Here is a 20,330-nt window from a genome sequence, read left to right as displayed (position 1 = left end):
ATTGGCCGAGCCTATAATTCCACCGGTTGCGAAGCAACTGTCTTGCCGTCAGCAAAAGAGTCCACTATGCCGCACCGCGCCCATCTGTTTTCTCTTCGGCTGGCTCACGCCGTTCGCGAAGCCTGCCTGGATGAGCGTTACCGGGGCCGGCGTTTGCTGCGTGACCTGATGGCCGGCGTTACCGTGGGCATCATTGCCATCCCACTGGCCATGGCGCTGGCCATCGCCAGTGGCGTGGCGCCTCAGTACGGGCTTTATACCGCGATTATCGCCGGCTTTGTCATTGCCCTGACCGGCGGCAGCCGGTTCAGCATCTCCGGCCCAACCGCCGCCTTCGTGGTGATTCTCTACCCCATCGCCCAGACCTACGGCCTGGGCGGGTTGCTGATCGCCACCCTGATGTCCGGTGTGCTGCTGGTGGCCATGGCCCTGATGCGCCTGGGGCGACTGATCGAGTATATCCCCGAGTCCGTTACCCTGGGCTTTACCGCCGGCATCGCCGTGGTGATTGCCATCCTCCAGGTACCGGATTTTCTCGGGCTGCCCATCGGCGACCTGCCCGGGCACTTCTGGCAGAAACTGGTGACACTGGCTGGCGCGCTGCCGCAGATGGACCGGGTCAGTGCGCTCGTTGCCGGCGTGACCCTGGCGGTGATGTTGCTCTGGCCCCGCCTGAAAACGCCGGTGCCGCCCCACCTTCCCGCCCTGGTGATTGGCAGCCTGCTGGCGCTCTGGTGCAATGCCCGGGGCGCCAATGTCGCAACCATTGGCTCAAGCTTCACCTATCTGCTTCCGGATGGCTCCGAGGGGGCAGGCATTCCGCCGTTCCTGCCCGAGTTTGTCTGGCCCTGGCAGCAGGCGGGTGCATCTGGCGAGGCCATCGGCTTTTCATGGTCGCTGTTCCGGGATCTGCTACCCGCCGCCTTTGCCATAGCCATGCTCGGTGCTATCGAATCGCTGCTGTGCGCGGTGGTGCTGGATGGCATGACCGGCAAGCGTCACAGTGCCAACAGTGAACTGATGGGGCAGGGTCTGGGCAACATTGTCACCCCGTTTTTCGGGGGGATCACGGCAACCGCCGCGATTGCCCGCTCGGCCGCCAACTACCGGGCTGGAGCCGAATCACCGGTCTCGGCCATGGTGCACTCGGTCGTGGTGCTGCTGGCGCTGGTAACCCTGTCGGGCGTCCTGGCGTACCTTCCCATGCCCGCCATGGCGGCCCTGCTGGTGATGGTGGCCTGGAACATGAGTGAGGCCCCCAAGGCCGTGCACCTGCTGAAAACGGCCCCTCGCAGTGACATCCTCGTGTTTCTTACCTGCTTCTCCCTGACGGTGCTGCTGGACATGGTGATTGCAATCACCACCGGTGTGTTGCTGGCGGCGGTACTGTTCATGCGTGAGATGGCGCGGATGACGCGGGTCACGGACATCACTGCTGGCAGTCGGGTCGCCGGCAGGGGGCTGCCCGAGGGGTGGCGGGTGTTCAAAATCAATGGTCCGCTGTTCTTCGCGGCGGCAGACCGCATCTTCGGTGAACTGGCCGTCATGTCCCGCGATGCTCGCGGGTTTATCCTCTATATGGACGGAGTCACCGTTCTCGACGGCGGCGGCCTGGCGGCCCTGAACAAGCTGATTACCACGTGTCAGCGGGAAGGAACCGAGGTAGTCATTGCCGATCTGCAGTTTCAGCCCCTCCGGACCCTGGCCCGTGCCGGTGTGGCACCCATCGAGGGCGTGAGCCGCTATACTTCGTCTCTGGACGAGGCCCTGCGGCTTGTCAGTGCAGAAACACCCACATAACGAGGAACGCCATGCTGCCATTCCGGCTTATCGACAGACTGAAATTCATCGTGGAGAGGCAACTGGTCAAGGGCGCCGGATTCCAGCTCCTGGTGGTAGCCGTGTTCATCGGCCTGATCTCGCTGGTGGGCGGGCTGCTGGTGGTGCCCCAGGGCGGCGACTTCGAGGATCCGGGGTCCGCCATCTGGTGGGCGTTTCTGAGGCTGACCGACCCCGGTTACCTGGGGGACGATGTGGGCACCTGGCAGCGGTTCGTCTCGACCCTGCTGACCATCAGCGGCTACGTGGTGTTCATGGGTACCCTGGTGGCCATCCTCACCCGTTGGTTGATTGCCAAGATGGCCGACCTGGAGCGCGGCCTGACGCCGGTGACACTGAAAAACCACATAGTGGTGCTGGGCTGGACCAGCCAGACCCTGCCGCTGCTGTCGGAACTGCTCGGCTCCAGTGGACGAATGCGGCGCTTCCTGGAAAAACACGACGCCCAGAAACTGAACCTGGTGGTGCTGTCCGAAGATGCCTCGGCAGCCCAGGTACACGAAATACGAAGCGAGCCCGGGATCGGGCGTCGGGCGCGGCAGGTGATCCTGCGTTCGGGCTCGGCGATCCAGCCGGATGCATTGCATCGGGTTGCCTGCCTGGATGCCGCGGCGGTGATTGTGCCCAGTGCCGCCCATGAGGCGGGCAGCCTGGTCACCTCGGATGTGGAAACGGTCAAGGCGCTGCTGTCCATCGCCGCCCAGGCCCGCTACCTGAAAACGTCGCTGCCGTTCGTGGTGGCGGAAATCCAGGATGTCCGCAAGCTGCCGGTAATCGAGCGCGCCTATCCCGGCGCGGTGGAAGTGGTCGGTGGCGACGCCACCATCAGCCGTCTGATGGTGCAGAACATCCTCCACCCGGGGCTTTCGGAGGCTTTCAACGAGCTGCTCACGGCCGGGGAGGGTAATGAAATCTACATCCGTGGCGGTGAGTCCCTGGCCGGTATGACCCTGGCCGAGCTGGCGGCGGCGCGCCCGGAGGTCATTGTCCTGGGCCTGCTCAAGCCCCGGGAAACCGGTTGGGAAGTGTGCCTGCTGGCGCCTTCGGACACCCCCATCGGCCCGAAAGACCGGGTAGTGATCATGGCCCGGGATTATTCCGAAACCGAGCCCGACGCCAAGCGCACGCCTTTGCCTGTCATCGAGCGGGGCCCCGCGGTTCGGGTCAGCCCGCCGGCCGACCGGATTCACCACCGGGTCCTGGTGATGGGCTGGAACCGGCGCGTGCCCAGTCTGGTGGCCGAGTTTTTGAGCTACAGTCACCGCCGGTTCGAGGTGGATCTGGTGTCCGTGGTACCCAAGGCAGAGCGGGAACAGGCCATTGCCCGGTATGTCGACGACGATGGTCGCGTGGTCTGTCGCCATATCGAGGCGGATTACATGGTCGAGGGCGAGCTGAGGCGGATCGGGCCGGCCAATTACGACACGGTGATCCTGCTCAGCAGCGACCGCCTGGCCTCGGGCGAGGAGGCAGACGCCAGGGCCATGGTGGGCTACCTGCAACTGGAGGATATCCTTACCGAGTCGTCGCACCGGCCGCAACTGATCATGGAGCTGAGTGATCCGGACAACCGGCATTTGCTGGAGGGCCATCAGAGCGAAATGCTCATCAGTCCGATGATTCTCAGCCACATTCTGGCCCAGGTTGCCCTGCGCCGGGAATTGCGCGTGGTGCTGGATGAGCTGTTCACCGTGGGCGGTGCGGAAATCCAGTTCCGCAACCCGGAGAACTATCCCCTGCCGGCAAGCGCCACCTTCCAGACCCTGGAAAAAATTGTCGCCGCCGAGGGTGAGCTTGCCCTGGGCGTATTTCGCGCCAGCCCCGATTCACGGGGCCGACATCTGCAACTGAATCCTGCCCGCCAGGACTACCTGGAACTCCAGCCTGAAGACCAGCTGGTGGTGCTCTGCCTGACCTGAATGCCTGCCCCAGAGTGCGTCAGGTCGGCCGTTTGGCCGGCCTGATCAGCATTCACCGAAAAAATGCCGAAAATAGATGATATAAATTTCAATTATAAAAACGAAACCACTAAAGTAACCGTCAACGTCAGCGCTTAGCTCAAAAAGTGAGCAGGTTGTTGGCTTCGGAAGTCGCAGTTAGCTTTTCCGTACCTACTTAGAAAACCAACGTAGAAAGGATTGAGACCATGCCCTACGCAAAAGACGTTGACCAGATTGCTTCCCTGTTGAAGCAGCACCCGACCTGGAACGCCATCAACCCGAAGCACGCCGCTCGCATGCGCGCCCAGAACAAGTTCAAGACCGGTCTGGACATCGCCAAGTACACCGCCAAGATCATGCGCGAAGACATGGCGAACTACGACAAGGACAGCTCCCAGTACACCCAGTCCCTGGGCTGCTGGCACGGCTTCATCGGTCAGCAGAAGCTGCTGTCCATCAAGAAGCACTTCGGTACCACCAAGCGTCGTTACCTGTACCTGTCTGGCTGGATGGTTGCCGCGCTGCGTTCCGAGTTCGGCCCGCTGCCTGACCAGTCCATGCACGAGAAGACTGCCGTATCCGGTCTGATCGAAGAGCTGTACACCTTCCTGCGTCAGGCGGATGCCTGGGAACTGAACCACCTGTTCCGCGCCCTGGAAGAAGCCGAGAAAGCCGGCGACAACGCCAAGGCTGAAGAGCTGATCAAGCAGATCGACAACCACGAAACTCACGTTGTTCCGATCATTGCCGACATCGACGCTGGTTTCGGTAACGCGGAAGCGACCTACCTGCTGGCCAAGCAGATGATCGAAGCCGGTGCCTGCTGCATCCAGATTGAAAACCAGGTATCCGACGAGAAGCAGTGTGGTCACCAGGACGGCAAGGTTACCGTTCCCCACGCCGACTTCCTGTCCAAGATCAACGCCGTTCGTCTGGCGTTCCTGGAGCTGGGCGTGGACGACGGTGTGATCGTTGCCCGTACCGACTCCCTGGGCGCCGGCCTGACCCAGAAGCTGGCCGTTACCGACGAGCCGGGCGACCTGGGCGACCAGTACAACAGCTTCCTCGACGGTGATTACATCGAGGACGCTTCTGAAATCAACAACGGCGACGTGGTCATCAAGTCCAACGGCAAGCTGATGAAGCCGAAGCGTCTGGCGTCTGGCCTGTTCCAGTTCCGTCCGGGCACTGGCGAAGACCGTGTTGTTCTGGACTGCATCACCAGCCTGCAGAACGGCGCTGACCTGCTGTGGATCGAAACCGAGAAGCCCCACGTTGGCCAGATCGCCGGCATGGTAAACCGCATCCGTGAAGTGGTGCCCGATGCCAAGCTGGTTTACAACAACAGCCCGTCGTTCAACTGGACCCTGAACTTCCGTCAGCAGGTATTCGACGCCTGGAAGGAAGAAGGCAAGGACGTATCTGCCTACGACCGTGACAAGCTGATGAGTGAAGAGTACGACAACACCGAGCTGGGTCAGCTGGCTGACCAGTGGTGCCAGAACTTCCAGCGTGACGCGTCTCGCGAAGCGGGTATCTTCCACCACCTGATCACGCTGCCGACGTACCACACAGCGGCCCTGTCCACCGACAACCTGGCCAAGGGCTACTTCGGCGACGAAGGCATGCTGGCCTACGTTGCGGGTGTACAGCGCAAGGAAATCCGTCAGGGTATCGCCACCGTCAAGCACCAGGATATGGCGGGTTCCAACATCGGCGACGACCACAAGGAATTCTTCGCTGGTGACGCGGCCCTGAAGGCCGGTGGTAAAGACAACACCATGAACCAGTTCGGCTAATCGACGGTTCGGATGTTGCCAGGGCGCGCCAGACCCGCCCTGAACCAGAAACCCCGCAGACGCGGGGTTTCTGCTTTTCTGACACCATCGGTTTGCCTTACCTGACTGTTTTTGAAGGATAAAGCACAGCGCAGTCAGAATATCCCTTCCCGCGTGTTTCATCACTGAAACAGATTGCCCCGCCAAAACCGGCGTCCTGCTGGTGCTCTGCTCGAGAAAAGCCCGCAAAAACAAGCACCCAGCATCGCCAGGACGATTCTGGCACGGGAATCGCTCCGTTCATCAGGCGGGTCTGAACCTTGGCTTACCCGATAACGGACGGGGTGGGTCGGATCCCTTCAAAGCCAATAACTCAAAGGAAATGACGTCATGAACACCAAGAAAGCACTGCTAGCTGCTGCCATCGCAATGACCATGGGTATTTCCGGCCTGGCCTACGCGGATCAGGGGGGTGATGGAGATCCCAACACCAATGCGGACAACACCTCCACTGCCAATAACGGTTACTCCGGTAATACCGATTCGGCAAACGATAACTCCACCAACACGGACAACTCGAACAACTCGGATAACTCCGATAATTCCGACAGCTCCGACAACAGCACCAACGTGGCGGATTCGTTCAAGATTGCCGAAAGCGGCAATGACATGTCGGATAACTCCGATAATTCAGACAACTCTGATAATTCGGACAACAGCACCAGCGTGAACGACTCGTTCAAGATCGCTGATAGTGGCAACGACAACTCGGACAATTCCACCAGCGTTGCCGACAGTGCGAACGACAGTTCCGACAATTCCATCAACACCGCGATCACTGACAGTGGCAACGACAGTTCCGACAACTCCACCAATGTGGCGGACAGCGGTAATGACAGTTCGGACAACTCCACCAACGTGGCGGACAGCGGCAACGACAACTCGGATAATTCGATCAACGTTGCCGACAGTGGTAATGACAACTCGGATAACTCGACCAACGTCGCTGACAGCGGAAACGACAGCTCCGACAACTCCACCAACATTGCGGACAGTGGCAACACCACAGTGTCTGGCAGTGGCAACGACAGCTCCGACAATTCCGTGGTGCTGGAGCTGGATGTGTTCCTGAACAACGCCGATCTGGACGGTTCCGTCTCCGGCGTGTCTGCGAACTACGGCGATGCCAACGGGCGCCGCTCCTACACCGAAGCCCGGGCCTCCAATGAAATCTCCGGAGGTTCTGCGAACTTCACCGGTGTCGGGGCCTTTGCCCAGAATGCCGGCGTGGGCAGCGTGACCCAGGCTAATGTGAGTGTCATGTCCAATCTGTCTACTCAATAGCCGAGGGAAGCCGGCCGCATCCTTTCCGGGGTGCGGCCAGCTCTCAGCAAGGAGGCATGCCATGACGAGGATTCCCGGAATGGCATTCGCAATTGCGTTGATTCTGGTCGGCGATCCACGGCCTTCCCAGGCGGAGGAGCTGCTTGGCCTGACCCCCATGAGTGCGGAACAGCTCGAGCAGTCCAGCGGCCGACAGGGCTTGCCGGTGCAGTGGCAGCTGAACGATACCGAGCAGAATGCCATCGTCAGTGACAACGTGTTGAGCGGCAACGTCGCCACCGGTGACAACCGGATCATGGACCAGGCGTTCCAGAACATGAGTGGCATTGCCACGGTGATACAGAACACGGGCAATCAGGTTGTGATTCAGGACAGCACCCAGATCAACGTGCACATAAACCAGTAGCAGGGAGGTGGGCCATGGCGTCCAAGGTCTTGATGGCGGCAGGCCTGGGGGCTTTGCTGGCGCTCTGGCCCCCGGCCCACGGGGGAACCGTCGCGGTGCCGGGTATTGCCGGCAGCCTGGAGGTGCCGGTTACCAGCTTTCAGGCTCAGCGATTCCGCTCCGTCATGCGTCAGCAGTTCGATTTCAGCTGTGGATCTGCCGCTCTCGCCTCCCTGTTGACCTACCACTATAACGACCCGGTGTCGGAGCAGGACGTGTTCACGGGCATGTTTGAGGTTGCCAACCTCGAGAAGGTCCGGCAGGAAGGTTTCTCCATGCTCGATATGAAACGGTATCTGGAACAGCGTGGGTACAGGGCGGATGGTTTCCGGATGCCGCTCGAGGGGCTGCGCACGAAAGTCCGGTTGCCGGTCATCGTGCTGGTCAGTTTTGACGGCTACCGCCACTTCGTGATTATCAAGGGCATCAGTGACAACGCGGTGCTTGTGGGTGACCCGGCCCGCGGTCTCAAGGAGTACAGCAAAACGGAATTTCTGGAACACTGGGATGGTGCTGCGTTTGTCATACGCAGTCACCTTGAGCAGGGACGAGCCAGTTTCCTGCTGGCTGGTGACTGGTCAGGCATCGCCCGAGCGCCGCTCTCCAGCGCCCAGGAACCGTCAACGATTGGCCATAGCTTGCCGTATTGGCCCTCATCCAGGGAGTGGTGACGATGAATATCGGCTTTTCTTCAAGAATACTGTCAGCGTGGGTTCTTTCATGTGCCATCGCCGGAGGCGCCAATGCAACCTGGCCGGAAGACGCGGGTTCGCCCCTGTCCGACACGGAGCTCGCCATGCTTCGCGGCGGGTTCGTGGGCCTCGACAATCTGCAGATCAGCATCGGGCTTGAGCAACGGGTCGCCATTGATGGGAAGACTCTGATCCTCAACCGGCTGACCATTCCAGACCTGAATAAGGCGGTGGACGCCGGCCGGATCGCCGCAAGAGTGGAGCAGGCCCTGGCAAACGCGCTGCCGACGGGTAACGCCGCCATCGTGACCTCTTCGCAGCCAGGCACGCCTTCCCCCGCGGTGGGAGCAGGTTCGCGTGTCTCCAGCCAGGTGAATGCCGGTCAGTGGATGACGGTGATCCAGAACCGCGTCAACGGTACCGTTATCCAGAGCCTGCAGCAGCTGAACATTGAGCTGAATAACCTGGGCGCCATGTACAGATTGCCCCATGGTATCCGTGATTCCATTCCGGTCATGCCCTGAGTAGCCCTCAGAGGCTGAACGGCAGCCGCAGCGTGATCTCGGTGTTCGGGGCGCTGTCGGTAACGCCGACGCCGACCGAGAGGTTCAGGCTGGCATCCGGTGACAGTCGCTGGGACAGTCCGAACGACAGGGTGCCAACGTGGATCCGGTCAAAGTTGGCATCGAACAGGTTGTTGTCCAGTTCGATGGCTGTCTTGCGAATGATCGAGTGGTCGTAACTCAGGCTGAAGGAGGTCCGCTCGTTGAATGCGAAGCCCATTCCGAACCCGAACCGGATCACGTCGCCAGCATCAACCTTGCCACCATTGTCCGGCCCCTCGTCCTCTTCCCGGGTCCAGACATAGCTGAGGTTGCCAAACAGGACCGCAGGGTCTGACGGGTAGATAAAGGACAGCCCGGGTTCGAAGGCCCAGTATCCGGAGCCCGTTGGCCGCTCGGCCAGCTCCACCCCGATAGGATTGCCCTGGCTGTCGACAATGGTCTCCCGATCCACGTCGTAGGGTCCCTCGCCCGTGGGCGCTTTCGTGCGAATCACGCCAATAATGTAGGGCCAGCCGTCCAGCCCGTCATTGATCTGGTACCGGAATGCCAGTTCGACATCGCCCAGTCCGTCGCCGGAGGACTCGCGCAGCGTATCAACCGGAGTGCCCTGAAAGGCCTCCCGCTCCCGCAGGTCTTCGTCAATCTTGAGGTAGGGCACTCGCAGCGACGCCTCGAATCGGCTGGTAAAACCGTACTTCAGGGACAGCGCGCCCACCAGAACGTCCCGCTGTATCTCGGAGATGTTGATCAGGCCCACCAGGAGAGCGGGTATCACTGTGTACCCCTCAACGGCGACCTGTGTCGAGTTACTGTGTGCGTAGGAGAAGGAGGGCTCGATGGTCAGGCGCCCGGGACGGGTGACAATACCCCGGTCCACGGTTATCGAGGCAATGTCGGTGGCCTGATCCTGTCCGCCCTGGCGGGTAGTGTTCGCAGCCGACTGTGCCGCGGCGCTGGCGCCGTCGGCCGCCTCCTCCGACGCCGCCGGCAACGCGAAAGCGACGGTTAACACCGGTAGCAGATAGAGCGCTGTGCTGTTCATTGATCACTCTCCTTTACTCGCGTCCTGTGTTCCACCCCGCTTTTCCGTGGTGCAACTGGTGTTTTTCCATCAGCCGGTACATCGAGACCCGTGAGATCCTGAGCAGTCTTGCGGCTGCCGAGACGTTGTTCCGGGCCAGGGCAAGACTGACCGAGATCGCTTCACGGTCGGCCCGGGAACGGAAAGCATCGAGGGAAAGTTCTGTTCGAGCGTTGTCGGTGGCGACGGGAAAGCCAAGATCCTGTGGCTCAATGCAGGGCCCTTCGCTGAGCAGCAGCGCCTGACCAAGGCGGTTCTGGAGCTCGCGAAGATTGCCGGGCCAGGCGTGCTCGGTCAGGCAGACCATGGCCGAATCAGTGAGACGAAGGCCGCGCCCGCCGGAGGCAGTCGCCGACAACAGGCCGGTAACCAGTGCCGGAAGGTCCATCCGGCGTTCCCGGAGCGGGGGCATGCGCACATGCAGGCTCCCCAGCCGGTAAAACACGTCACTCCGGAAGGCTCCCACCTCAACCAGTTGGTCCAGAGGGCGGGTGCTGGTGGCGATCAGCCGGGTATCGATCCGTATCGGGTGAGTGGCGCCCAACCGCTCGATGACACCCTCCTGCAGGAACCGGAGAATGGCGGATTGCTGCTCGGTCGAAAGTTCATCAATGCCCATCAGGAGCAGGGTGCCGCCGTGGGCCGCCTCAATCCGGCCCTTCTGGGCGCTCATGGCGTGGGTGAAGGCCCCTTTTTCATGACCGAAGAGCTCGTTCTGGGTCAGTGACGGCGGCAGGGCGGCGCAATTTACCACCACCAGGGGCTTGCCCCGTCTCGCCGAGAGCCCGTGGATGTACTTGGCTGCCGCCTCCTTGCCGGTGCCGTTTTCACCATCGATGTGTACTGGCTCGTCGGTTTGGGCAAACCGTTGCAGTAAGTCCCGGACCCTCACCATACCCGGCGAGTTACCGACAAGTGCACAGTCGTGGTAGGTGCCCGACCGGGTATCCGGGAGGCTTGCCTGAAGCACGGACATGCCCCACAGGTGTCCGATAAGCGCGCCAAGGCGCTGCGGCTGCAGCGGCCGGGTGTGGTAATCGGTACAGAATCGTTGAATCAGGCGGCGCAGCTCGGGGTTGCGAAGCTGGTCGGCGTCGACAATGGCAACCCACCGTTCCAGAGCAAGGCACTCGAGGGTTTTTGCGAGCGCTGTCAGGGCGTCTGACGCCAGTGCGCTGGTATCAAATACTCCGACTCTGGCGTCCGGGTTGAGGTCCGGCATGGCGCTCCCGGAGCTGTCCGGCATCGGCTTTAATGAGTAATACAGCAGTCGCCAGCCACGGAACACGGGCTCGCTGGCGAGAAAATCCGGGTATGCCGCCGACAGCCAAACGAGCGGTCGTTTTTCCTCCATGGCGACTCTCCTGCGAAGGGGTCGGGAAAACGGACTGCACAGCGTTCAGTAAAGGTTGGTGCTACCGGAACGGCTCGATCCGATCACTGCCCTGTGACCGCAAACGGCTGGGGGAAACAGGCAAAATACTCCTGTTAACTGCTATACAGGTTATATGCCAGTTCAAACAGGTGTTGCCGATTCAGTCGGTTATAAGCCGGCGCTGTCGAACTTCGGCGTTTCCTGTAAAGTTTGCCGACACAGGCCCGGCACCGGGTGTCGCGGCCTTCAAACGGGATGATCACCAGGGAGTCCGTGTGACCGCCAATCAGATAATCATCTTCTCGGTACTGGCCAGCGCTCTGGCGTTGTTTGTCTGGAACCGGATCCGCTTTGATCTGGTGGCCCTGCTGGCTCTGCTTGCGGTGGCCGTCACCGGCATTGTTCCGTCCGACCGGCTGTTCGATGGCTTTGGGCACCCGGCCGTGGTCACCGTGGCAGCGGTGCTGGTGATCAGTCAGGGCCTGGTGAATGGTGGGGTGGTTGACCGTCTTGCACGTTTGCTGGGCAAGGTTGGCCACCGGCCGACGCTGCAGGTCCTGATGCTGACTTCCGTCGTGGCCCTGTGCTCGGGTTTTATCAACAACGTGGGTGCCCTGGCGTTGCTGATGCCGGTGGCCGTGTGGATGTCCCGCGAGGCCGGGCGCTCGCCCTCGGTACTGTTGATGCCCCTGGCGTTCGGATCGCTGCTGGGCGGCACCATGACCCTGATCGGCACCCCGCCCAACATCATCATTGCCAGTTATCGTGAGGCCGGGTCTTTCGGCATGTTCGACTTTGCGCCGGTTGGCGTGGCCATCACCCTGGCCGGGATTGGCTTTATTACGCTGATTGGCTGGCGACTGACGCCAAGGCGTGGCAAGGCCGACGACGGTGGCAAGCTGTTCAGCGTCGGCGATTACGTGACCGAGCTGCGGGTACCCGAGGATTCCTCCCACGCCGGCGCTACCCTGCACAATCTCCTGACCGGCGCCGATGCCGAGGAGGACGTGGTGGTGCTGGCGCTGATCCGGGATGGCAAGCGTAACCTGGCGCCGACGACCTTTTCCGTGCTGCGCGGCGGCGACCTGCTGCTGGTGGAAGCCGGCACCGACGCGTTGCAGGAGTTTCTGGACAAGACCCAGCTGGAGCTTGCCAACGTTGCCGGAGCAGAGGAGGACGAGGCCGATGACCCGGAAGGCGACGGGGACTCGGCAGACGAGCCCGAAGAGCCGGCTCTGGCAGAGGGGGACGTCCGTCTGCTGGAGGCGGTGATTGCGCCCGAGTCCGTGCTGATCGGTCAGACGGCAAACCGCCTGAACCTTCGGGAGCAGCGGGGGCTGAACATTGTTGCCGTGGCCAGACAGGGGCAGCGACTGGAGAAACGGCTGGGTGATATCCGATTCCAGTCCGGGGACATCCTCCTGGTCCAGGGACATGAGCAGACTCTGCGGGCGACGCTGCAGAACCTGGGGTGCCTGCCCCTGGCGGAGCGCGGTCTGCGATTCGGCCAGGAGCGCAGTGGCCTGCTCTCCGGCGGGCTGTTCCTGGCCGCCATCACCCTGATTGTCGCCGGTTGGCTGTCGCCTCCGGTGGCGCTGGTGGCCTGCGCCGTCGTGATGGTGCTCACCGGTGTGCTCAGCCACCAGGAAGCCTACCGCGCGATTGACTGGCCGGTGATTGTCCTGCTGGCGGCCATGATTCCGGTCGGACAGGCCCTGGAGAGCACCGGGGCGGCCAGCCTGATTGCGTCCTGGATGCTTGAGCTCGGCTCCGGTAGTGAGCCCTGGCTGGTGATTTCCATTGTGCTGGCAGGCACCATGCTGCTGTCGAATGTCGTTAACAATGCGGCAGCGGCCATCCTGGTGGCTCCCATAGCCCTCAGCATTGCCAGCCAGTTGAATGTGTCGTCCGATGCGCTGCTGATGGCCGTGGCCATCGGTGCCTCATGCGCCTTCCTGACGCCGGTCGGGCACCAGTCCAATGCCCTGGTCATGGAGCCTGGCGGGTATCGTTTCGGCGACTACTGGCGCCTGGGCTTGCCGCTTTCGGTGATCGTCACCCTGGTGGCCACTCCCCTGATCCTGATGGTCTGGGTCTGAGCGGACGCAGCTGATGGCGGATCCGATCCGATGGCGCTGTCTGTCCGTAAACCCCAGCTTTTGCAGAAGACCGGTTGAATTGGTTTGGCGTCCGTTTTTCGCTGTCTGTTATGCTGATGGGCAGCCAGGTTGAGGTGGATGATGGGTGATATGACCACGATAGAGCGAATCGACGAAGCCAGAGCCGAGCTGCTGAGCCAGCTGGAGTGGACCCGGAAGCGTACCGAGGCCCTGGTGACCTCCCTGCCTGAATCGGCATTGGACGTACCCTACCATCCCGGCGTCAATCCGCCTCTTTGGGAGATGGGCCACGCCGCTTTCTTCTACGAGGTCTTCGTGTTCAATCTGCTGGACGGCACCCCCAGCGTCGATCCTTCCATGGACGATCTGTGGGATTCCTTCCACGTGGAGCATCGGGACCGGTGGAACCGCGAGCTGTTCCCCGGGCGGGAGCAGACCCTGGCCTACTTCAACCTGATCTACGACCGGGTGGCCGAACGCATCCGGACCCAGCCGCTGACCGACCAGGCCCGTTATCTGTACCGGTACGCTGTTTACCACCAGAACATGCACATCGAGTCGCTGATCTGGTGTCGTCAGACGGTGGGTTATCCGGCGCCGCCGGGCACCGACTGCTATCGGCCGGCACCTGGCGAGGGGCAGGGTGGTGATGTCACGATTCCGGCCGGCGAGTGGCTCATCGGCATGCCGGGCGAGTCGGAGGCCTATGCCGGTGAAGACTTTGCTTTCGACAATGAAAAGCCGGCCTTCAAGGTTCGCCTGGACGCGTTTGCCATCTCGAAACATCTGGTCAGCAACCGCGAGTTCCGGGAATTCGTCGAGGACGGTGGCTATCGTCGGCCCGAGCTGTGGTCGTTCGGGGGGCGCAAATGGTTGCAGACTGAGACCGATGTGGCCCTGGTCCATGGCAGTGCTGAACCGTTGATGCGGACTCCGAAGCACCCCCTTTACTGGCGCTGGCACGAGGGTCAGTGGCAGGAACGGCTGTTCGATCAGTGGCAGTTGCTGAATCCGGAGGCTCCGGTCACCCACGTGACTTTCTGGGAGGCCGAGGCCTACTGTCACTGGGCCGGTCGACGGCTGCCCACCGAGTTTGAATGGGAGGTGGCGGCGCTTGGCAACCGACCGGGCGGGCCTGCACGTCGTTTCCCCTGGGGTAATGACACGCCGGACGACCGCAGGGCCGATCTCGACGGTCGGGCCATGGCCCAGAATCCCGTCACCGATTACCCCGAGGGCGACAGCCCCTTCGGCTGCAGACAGATGACGGGTACCGTCTGGGAGTGGACCAGCAGTCAGTTCTTCCCGTACGACGGCTTCAAGGTGGATGTGTATCCGTTCATGTCCACCCTTCAGTTCGGCGACCACAAGGTAACCCGTGGCGGCAGCTGCGCCACGTCGTCCTGCCTGATACGCGGTACCTATCGCCAGGCCTATCTGCCGCTGCGCAATGATGCGTATACCGGCTTCCGTACCTGTGCACTTGGAGACCCGTAGGCGGGAAGCCTCCGACGCTAGTCAGCCGTGCCTGAGAGCGGTGCCGATCTCGCAGCGCTCCTGTTGGTGATGTGACTGGCCAGCGCCACGCCGGTTTCACTCATGGTCAGGTAGGCCTCGTCGGCGCCCGCCTCACGGATCTGCTTCGCTTCGTCCTCGTACAGGGTGTGGGCGACGATATAGCCCTTGAAACCCAGCTTCCTGAGCATACGCGCGGCGATGAGCTTGCCTTCAATGTCGCCCATTGCCAGGATCACCGACTCGACCGCCGGCATATGCAGCCCGTTCCAGAAGGAGGCATCCTCGGCGTCGGCGAACACCACATTGCGGCCGGCTTTCTGGTGCTGGCGGGCTTTCGCCGGATCCGAATCCAGCCCCATCAGCCGGGCTTCGTCGTCGGCGAGCCAGTCGTAGGCGGCGGTGCCGGTACGGCCCATCCCCATGATCAGCACCCGGGTGTCGCCCAGGGAAATAGGCTGCTCGTCGGGGTGATGCCTGCTGCCTTCAAACCGGCTGAGGTTTCTGGCATAGCGCTCGTAAATGCCGTGGGAGAAGCGATTCAGAGGCGCCGACACCAGGAACGATACCGAGACCGAAATGGCCAGGGGAACCAGCCACTCGGGCAGCGCGACGCTGGCGACAATCAGGCCGAATTCGCTGTAGTTGGTCAACGCCAGGGCACTCAGGAAGCCGCTGCGGGCCCGCAACCGGAACGCCAGGAGAAGGAAGAAGAACAAAAGACCCTTGAGCGGCAGGACAAGCCCCGCCACAACGGCGAATACAAGGGCATCGGTGTCCGGAAGGCCACCGATGCCGATCTGCAGGAAAAAGCCGACGAGGAAGACTTCCTTCACACTCCAGAGCGACTTGGACAGTTCCTGGGCGCGGGGGTGGTTGGCGAGCATGGCACCGAAGATCAGGGCACCGAGCTCGGAGCTAAGGCCGACCGCCTCAAAACCAAGGCCACCGACGACGAGGGCCAGCAAGAGCCCGAGAAGCACCAGCAGTTCATCGTGACCACTGGCGTCCAGCAGCCGGAACAGGAACGGTCGCAGCAGGGGCAGGCCAAACACAATCAGCGCCCACTGTGACGGCGTCTTGCCCGCAGCAAGACTCATCACCACCAGGGCAATCAGGTCCTGCATGATCAGGATGCCGATGGCGACGCGGCCATGGAACGCACGCAGCTCCCGTTTTGATTCGAGCACCTTGGCCGCCAGCACGGTGCTTGAGAAGGACAGGGCGATGGCCAGCATCAGCGCAGTCGACCAGGAGACGTCCAGGAGCAGGTAGACCCCCGGGGCGAATACCGCGCAAGTGATGGCGAAATGCAGGAGGCTGCCGCCGATCACCTCGGGGCTGACGATGGATCGCAGCTTCAGCTTCAGGCCAACGGTGAACAGCAGCAGGAGCACACCGAGATGGGCGATGTGCTGCAGGACATCGGTCGCTTCGATGACACGTCCCGTGGTTTCGGCAATGCCGCTCAGCACAAAGCCCGCGGCCAGGTAACCCACCAGTGGCGGCAGGCCTACCAGCTTGACCAGCAGGCCCAGACAGAAGGCAAAGGTGATCCAGATGGCTTCAGGCATGGGTGATGCAAGGTTGTGGCTTGGAACCAGGCAAGGCTAGCGCGTTTTCACCGACTGAGCCAGAAACTCGCGAAACAATCGGGCGGATTTCTCCGGAACCTCAATCATCGGCGCGTGGCCAACTCCGTCCAGGAGTACCTTGCGAGCATCGGGTATTTGCTCAATGAATATGTCGGCGTTGCGGGGGTCGGTAATTCGATCTTCCTTGCCCCAGATGATCAGTACAGGAGCCTCGATTCCGGTAATGCGCTGGCGGAAAGCGGACGCCATTGTGCTGTCACGGATGTCGTTGAAAATCACCGTGTTGACTTCCATGTTCGCAATGGCCTTTTCTTCCATAACGCTGTACACCGGCCAGGGAACAAAAGGTTTCTTCTCCAGAGCAAAATCGACCAGTCGCTCGAAATCCCCTTCTTTGGTGGGGATCAGTGGATTATCGCCGGCCATGACCTGTTCGGAAAGGTCGGACTCGTAAGCCCAGATGCCTGCCGGGTCGAACAGCACAGCCGAACGGATCTGACCGGGAAAGTTGGCGGCGTAGAGCGCGGTAATGGCACCGCCCATGGAGTTGCCCATCATGTGGAACTGATTCAGGCCCAACTCAGCCAGGATCCGTTCAAGTCGGTTCGTCTGCTCGTCAAAATGGTAGCCAATGTCCAGGGGTTTACTGCTGTCACCGTGGCCGGGCAGATCTATGGCGTAGACGTTGAAGTCATCGGTCAGGTGTTTGGCCAACCGCGTCCAGTTGTCTTTATTGGCACCAAAACCGTGGATCATCACGACGGTGTCACCATCAACCGGTTGCTGGTTTCGCAGGTAGGCGATGGTCAGATCACCCACCACCACGGTGTCCTCCTCCAGGCCCGCCGACGACCGTTCAAAACCAATGGCGGTTTCGTAGATGCTCTGTCGGGAGCAGGCGCCCAACAGCAGCGAAACGGTTACGATAAGCAGCAGGTTCTGGGTTGCGAAACGCGGCATGGCGGGCTCCTTGGCAATCGATGGGTCGGCGTCCTCTGCGAGGCGTTTACATTACCCGATAAAAAAGCCCGGTCAATGACCGGGCTGTGTTTTCGTGCAGGCGTCGGGGTATATAGGCGAGGGGGTTACGACTGCTCGCGGGCGATCGCGCGGAAGGCAATATCCTTGCGGTAGAACACGCCCTCCCACTGGATCCGAGCGGCCACATCGTAAGCCCGTTGCTGGGCCTCGGTAACCGTGTTGCCAAGGGCCGTGGCGCACAGAACCCGACCGCCGTTGGTCACCACCTGATCGCCCGAAAGGCGGGTACCGGCGTGGAACACTTTCTCGCCGTCGGTTTCCTCCTCAGGCAGGCCGGAAATCACGTCACCCTTGTTGTAGCTGCCGGGGTAGCCGCCGGCGGCCAGCACGATGCCCACCGAAGCGCGGTCATCCCATTCAGAGCGACACTGGTCCAGCTTGCCGTCGATGGCGGCGCTGCACAGTTCCACCAGGTCGGACTTCATGCGCAGCATGATCGGCTGGGTTTCCGGGTCGCCGAAGCGGCAGTTGAACTCAATGACTTTTGGGGCACCGCTGGGGTCGATCATCAGGCCGGCGTACAGAAAGCCCTTGTACGGATGACCCTCGGCGGCCATGCCCCGCACGGTCGGGAAGATAACCTCATCCATGATCCGCTGGTGGACATTGGCAGTCACCACCGGTGCCGGTGAATAGGCGCCCATGCCGCCGGTGTTGGGGCCGGTATCGCCGTCGCCCACGCGCTTGTGATCCTGGGAGGTGGCCATGGCCAGCACGTGCTCGCCGTCCACCATCACGATAAAGCTGGCTTCCTCGCCTTCAAGGAACTCCTCGACGACGACACGGCTGCCGGCATCGCCAAAAGCATTGCCCGCCAGCATGTCTCGGATGGCGTCCTCGGCCTCTTCCAGGGTCATGGCCACGATCACGCCCTTGCCGGCGGCCAGGCCATCGGCCTTGACCACGATCGGCGCGCCCTGTTTGCGAACGTAGGCCAGCGCCTCGTCGACATCGGTGAAGTTGCCGTAACCGGCGGTCGGGATTTTGTGGCGCGCCAGGAAATCCTTGGTAAAGGCCTTGGAGCCCTCCAACTGGGCGGCGCCGGCGCTGGGGCCAAACACCCTGAGGCCCCGGGCCTCGAACTTGTCGACAATGCCCGCCACCAGCGGTGCTTCGGGGCCAACGATGGTCAGCTCCACGTTGTTGGTGGCGGCAAAGTTGGCCAGGCCCTCGAGGTCCATAACGTCGATATCAACGTTCTCCAGACCCGGTTCCCGGGCGGTGCCCGCGTTGCCGGGCGCCACGAAAACCCGGTCTGCTTTCGGGGACTGGGCGGCTTTCCACGCCAGGGCGTGTTCACGGCCACCGGAGCCAATAACAAGAATGTTCATCGTTTCAGTCCCTCAGTGCCGGAAGTGACGCATGCCGGTAAAGACCATGGCAATGCCGTGTTCGTTCGCCGCATCGATCACTTCCTGGTCGCGCATGGAGCCGCCCGGCTGGATCACGGCGGTGATACCGGCTGCGGCCGCGGCATCAATGCCGTCCCGGAACGGGAAGAAGGCATCGGAGGCCATCACAGAGCCCTTCACTTCCAGGCCTTCATCCGCGGCCTTGATGCCGGCGATCTTGGCACTGTATACCCGGCTCATCTGGCCGGCGCCCACACCAATGGTGCGGCCCGCCTTGGCGTAGACAATGGCATTGGATTTGACGTACTTGGCCACTTCCCAGGCGAACAACAGGTCGTTCAGTTCCTGCTCGGACGGCTGGCGCTCGGTCACCACCTTCACGTCCTCCATGGCCACCATGCCCAGGTCCCGGTCCTGCACCAGCAGGCCGCCGGTAACGCGCTTGTAGTCCATGGAGCGGGCGCGCTCGCCGTCAAACTCGCCACAGGCCAGCAGGCGAACGTTCTTCTTCGCGGCCACCAGTTCCACCGCTTCCGGCGCGATGGTGGGGGCGATGATCACTTCCACGAACTGCCGGTCGATAATCGCTTTGGCGGTCTCAGCATCCAGTTCGCGGTTGAAGGCGATGATGCCGCCGAAAGCCGAAGTGGGGTCGGTGGCGAAGGCCAGGTCGTAGGCCTGGCGGATATCGGCGCCGATGGCCACGCCGCAGGGGTTGGCGTGCTTGACGATCACACAGGCCGGGTCGGCGAAGGGCTTCACGCACTCCAGGGCGGCGTCGGTGTCGGCCACATTGTTGTAGCTCAGTTCCTTGCCCTGCAGCTGTTTGGCCGTGGCCACGCACGCTTCCCGGGGGTGACGCTCGGCGTAGAAGGCGGCCCGCTGGTGCGGATTCTCGCCATAGCGCATGTCCTGCACCTTGACGAACTGGGCGTTGAAGGTGCGCGGGAAATCTGCGTTGTCATTGTCCGGGGTGCGGCCACCGAGGTAGTTGGCGATGGCGCCATCGTAGCCGGCGGTGTGTTCGAACGCCTTGACCGCCAGGTCGAACCGGGTGCTGTAGCTCAGCTGGCCGTCGTTGGCGTCCAGCTCTTTCAGTACACGGTTGTAGTCGGAGGCGTTAACAACAATGGCCACGTCGTTGTGGTTCTTGGCAGCGGCGCGCACCATGGTCGGCCCGCCGATGTCGATGTTCTCGATGGCAGTGGCCAGGTCGCAGTCGGGGTTGGCCACGGTCTCCTCGAACGGATAGAGGTTCACCACCACCATGTCGATCGGATTGATGCCGTGCTCGGACATGACGGTGTCGTCGGTGCCCCGACGCCCGAGGATACCGCCGTGGATTTTCGGATGCAGGGTCTTGACCCGGCCATCCATCATCTCGGGGAAGCCCGTGTAGTCGGACACTTCGGTGACGGGGACCTTGTTGTCCTTCAGCAGCCTGTAGGTGCCGCCGGTGGAGAGCAGCTCGACGCCGCGTTCGGTCAGGGCTCGTCCGAAATCGACGATGCCTGTCTTGTCACTCACGCTGATCAGCGCGCGACGGACGGAGGTATTAGCCTGGTTTGCCATGGGTCACTATCTTCGCTGGAGATGAACGAATAAGGGCCTCGCGAATGGTGTCCGGGAGGCCCTCATCAAATCAGG

At 61.8% G+C, this 20,330-nt stretch carries 15 protein-coding genes; 9 read left to right on the top strand and 6 right to left on the bottom strand.

Features of this window, described 5'->3' with window-relative positions; all coding sequences use genetic code 11:
- Nucleotides 1-66: 66 nt before the first annotated feature.
- The 7 genes from dauA (at nucleotide 67) to AC0J1C_RS15460 (ending at nucleotide 8,562) form a co-directional block, all read left to right on the top strand.
- Nucleotides 67-1,800 carry a C4-dicarboxylic acid transporter DauA gene (dauA, locus tag AC0J1C_RS15490; RefSeq protein ID WP_473044678.1) on the top strand — a complete coding sequence of 578 codons (1,734 nt, stop codon included), beginning with the start codon at nucleotides 67-69 and terminating at the stop codon, nucleotides 1,798-1,800.
- An 11-nt stretch (nucleotides 1,801-1,811) separates the two neighbouring features.
- The gene (locus tag AC0J1C_RS15485; protein WP_473044677.1) at nucleotides 1,812-3,758 is read left to right on the top strand and encodes a CASTOR/POLLUX-related putative ion channel; all 1,947 of its coding nucleotides are present in this window, start codon (nucleotides 1,812-1,814) and stop codon (nucleotides 3,756-3,758) included.
- A 227-nt stretch (nucleotides 3,759-3,985) separates the two neighbouring features.
- On the top strand, nucleotides 3,986-5,578 hold the full coding sequence (locus AC0J1C_RS15480) for an isocitrate lyase (RefSeq protein WP_091988150.1): 1,593 nt from the start codon (nucleotides 3,986-3,988) through the stop codon (nucleotides 5,576-5,578).
- Nucleotides 5,579-5,947: 369 nt separating this feature from the next.
- Nucleotides 5,948-6,901: a dentin sialophosphoprotein gene (locus AC0J1C_RS15475; RefSeq protein ID WP_091988147.1), complete on the top strand. Its 954-nt coding sequence runs from the start codon at nucleotides 5,948-5,950 to the stop codon at nucleotides 6,899-6,901.
- A 79-nt stretch (nucleotides 6,902-6,980) separates the two neighbouring features.
- Complete coding sequence (locus tag AC0J1C_RS15470; RefSeq protein ID WP_228143577.1) at nucleotides 6,981-7,307, top strand: hypothetical protein; 327 nt, start codon at nucleotides 6,981-6,983, stop codon at nucleotides 7,305-7,307.
- Nucleotides 7,308-7,321: 14 nt separating this feature from the next.
- Nucleotides 7,322-8,017, top strand: coding sequence for a C39 family peptidase (locus tag AC0J1C_RS15465; RefSeq protein ID WP_473044676.1), 696 nt, complete (start codon nucleotides 7,322-7,324; stop codon nucleotides 8,015-8,017).
- A 2-nt stretch (nucleotides 8,018-8,019) separates the two neighbouring features.
- Nucleotides 8,020-8,562, top strand: a complete 543-nt coding sequence (locus AC0J1C_RS15460; RefSeq protein WP_473044675.1) for a hypothetical protein — start codon at nucleotides 8,020-8,022, stop codon at nucleotides 8,560-8,562.
- Nucleotides 8,563-8,569: 7 nt separating this feature from the next.
- Here AC0J1C_RS15460 and AC0J1C_RS15455 read toward each other — a convergent pair whose 3' ends face one another.
- Together AC0J1C_RS15455 and AC0J1C_RS15450 are read right to left on the bottom strand one after the other, a co-directional pair.
- Nucleotides 8,570-9,646: a transporter gene (locus tag AC0J1C_RS15455; protein ID WP_473044674.1), complete on the bottom strand. Its 1,077-nt coding sequence runs from the start codon at nucleotides 9,644-9,646 to the stop codon at nucleotides 8,570-8,572.
- A 13-nt stretch (nucleotides 9,647-9,659) separates the two neighbouring features.
- Nucleotides 9,660-11,039 (bottom strand): sigma 54-interacting transcriptional regulator, encoded by a 1,380-nt coding sequence (locus tag AC0J1C_RS15450; RefSeq protein ID WP_473044673.1) that lies wholly within the window; start codon nucleotides 11,037-11,039, stop codon nucleotides 9,660-9,662.
- A gap of 296 nt (nucleotides 11,040-11,335) precedes the next feature.
- Here AC0J1C_RS15450 and AC0J1C_RS15445 point away from each other — a divergent pair, with 296 nt between their 5' ends.
- Both AC0J1C_RS15445 and senA read left to right on the top strand, forming a co-directional pair.
- Nucleotides 11,336-13,159: an SLC13 family permease gene (locus tag AC0J1C_RS15445; RefSeq protein WP_473044672.1), complete on the top strand. Its 1,824-nt coding sequence runs from the start codon at nucleotides 11,336-11,338 to the stop codon at nucleotides 13,157-13,159.
- Nucleotides 13,160-13,309: 150 nt separating this feature from the next.
- A complete protein-coding gene (gene senA / locus AC0J1C_RS15440; RefSeq protein WP_473044671.1) occupies nucleotides 13,310-14,677 on the top strand; it encodes a selenoneine synthase SenA in 1,368 nt (455 codons plus the stop codon).
- Between the two features lie 17 nt (nucleotides 14,678-14,694).
- Here the strand turns inward: senA and AC0J1C_RS15435 are convergent, their stop codons facing one another.
- The 4 genes from AC0J1C_RS15435 to purH form a co-directional block, all read right to left on the bottom strand.
- A complete protein-coding gene (locus AC0J1C_RS15435) occupies nucleotides 14,695-16,269 on the bottom strand; it encodes a cation:proton antiporter domain-containing protein (protein WP_473044670.1) in 1,575 nt (524 codons plus the stop codon).
- A gap of 36 nt (nucleotides 16,270-16,305) precedes the next feature.
- Nucleotides 16,306-17,250 (bottom strand): alpha/beta fold hydrolase, encoded by a 945-nt coding sequence (locus AC0J1C_RS15430; protein ID WP_473044669.1) that lies wholly within the window; start codon nucleotides 17,248-17,250, stop codon nucleotides 16,306-16,308.
- A gap of 125 nt (nucleotides 17,251-17,375) precedes the next feature.
- A complete protein-coding gene (gene purD / locus AC0J1C_RS15425) occupies nucleotides 17,376-18,662 on the bottom strand; it encodes a phosphoribosylamine--glycine ligase (RefSeq protein WP_473044668.1) in 1,287 nt (428 codons plus the stop codon).
- 12 nt (nucleotides 18,663-18,674) lie between these two features.
- Nucleotides 18,675-20,255 carry a bifunctional phosphoribosylaminoimidazolecarboxamide formyltransferase/IMP cyclohydrolase gene (purH, locus tag AC0J1C_RS15420; protein ID WP_473044667.1) on the bottom strand — a complete coding sequence of 527 codons (1,581 nt, stop codon included), beginning with the start codon at nucleotides 20,253-20,255 and terminating at the stop codon, nucleotides 18,675-18,677.
- Nucleotides 20,256-20,330 lie beyond the last annotated feature (75 nt).

The organism is Marinobacter sp. E2 (genome assembly GCF_055755345.1).
This window is presented reverse-complemented; position numbering and strand designations above follow the sequence as displayed.

Excerpts from the sequence above, each read along its gene's own strand:
- AC0J1C_RS15450 (WP_473044673.1), bottom strand. The coding sequence starts at position 11,039 with ATGGAGGAAAAACGACCGCTCGTTTGGCTGTCGGCGGCATACCCGGAT.
- AC0J1C_RS15480 (WP_091988150.1), top strand. The coding sequence starts at position 3,986 with ATGCCCTACGCAAAAGACGTTGACCAGATTGCTTCCCTGTTGAAGCAG.
- AC0J1C_RS15455 (WP_473044674.1), bottom strand. The coding sequence starts at position 9,646 with ATGAACAGCACAGCGCTCTATCTGCTACCGGTGTTAACCGTCGCTTTC.
- AC0J1C_RS15460 (WP_473044675.1), top strand. The coding sequence starts at position 8,020 with ATGAATATCGGCTTTTCTTCAAGAATACTGTCAGCGTGGGTTCTTTCA.
- AC0J1C_RS15475 (WP_091988147.1), top strand. The coding sequence starts at position 5,948 with ATGAACACCAAGAAAGCACTGCTAGCTGCTGCCATCGCAATGACCATG.
- AC0J1C_RS15435 (WP_473044670.1), bottom strand. The coding sequence starts at position 16,269 with ATGCCTGAAGCCATCTGGATCACCTTTGCCTTCTGTCTGGGCCTGCTG.
- AC0J1C_RS15465 (WP_473044676.1), top strand. The coding sequence starts at position 7,322 with ATGGCGTCCAAGGTCTTGATGGCGGCAGGCCTGGGGGCTTTGCTGGCG.
- AC0J1C_RS15470 (WP_228143577.1), top strand. The coding sequence starts at position 6,981 with ATGGCATTCGCAATTGCGTTGATTCTGGTCGGCGATCCACGGCCTTCC.
- dauA (WP_473044678.1), top strand. The coding sequence starts at position 67 with ATGCCGCACCGCGCCCATCTGTTTTCTCTTCGGCTGGCTCACGCCGTT.
- AC0J1C_RS15430 (WP_473044669.1), bottom strand. The coding sequence starts at position 17,250 with ATGCCGCGTTTCGCAACCCAGAACCTGCTGCTTATCGTAACCGTTTCG.
- senA (WP_473044671.1), top strand. The coding sequence starts at position 13,310 with ATGACCACGATAGAGCGAATCGACGAAGCCAGAGCCGAGCTGCTGAGC.
- purD (WP_473044668.1), bottom strand. The coding sequence starts at position 18,662 with ATGAACATTCTTGTTATTGGCTCCGGTGGCCGTGAACACGCCCTGGCG.
- AC0J1C_RS15485 (WP_473044677.1), top strand. The coding sequence starts at position 1,812 with ATGCTGCCATTCCGGCTTATCGACAGACTGAAATTCATCGTGGAGAGG.
- purH (WP_473044667.1), bottom strand. The coding sequence starts at position 20,255 with ATGGCAAACCAGGCTAATACCTCCGTCCGTCGCGCGCTGATCAGCGTG.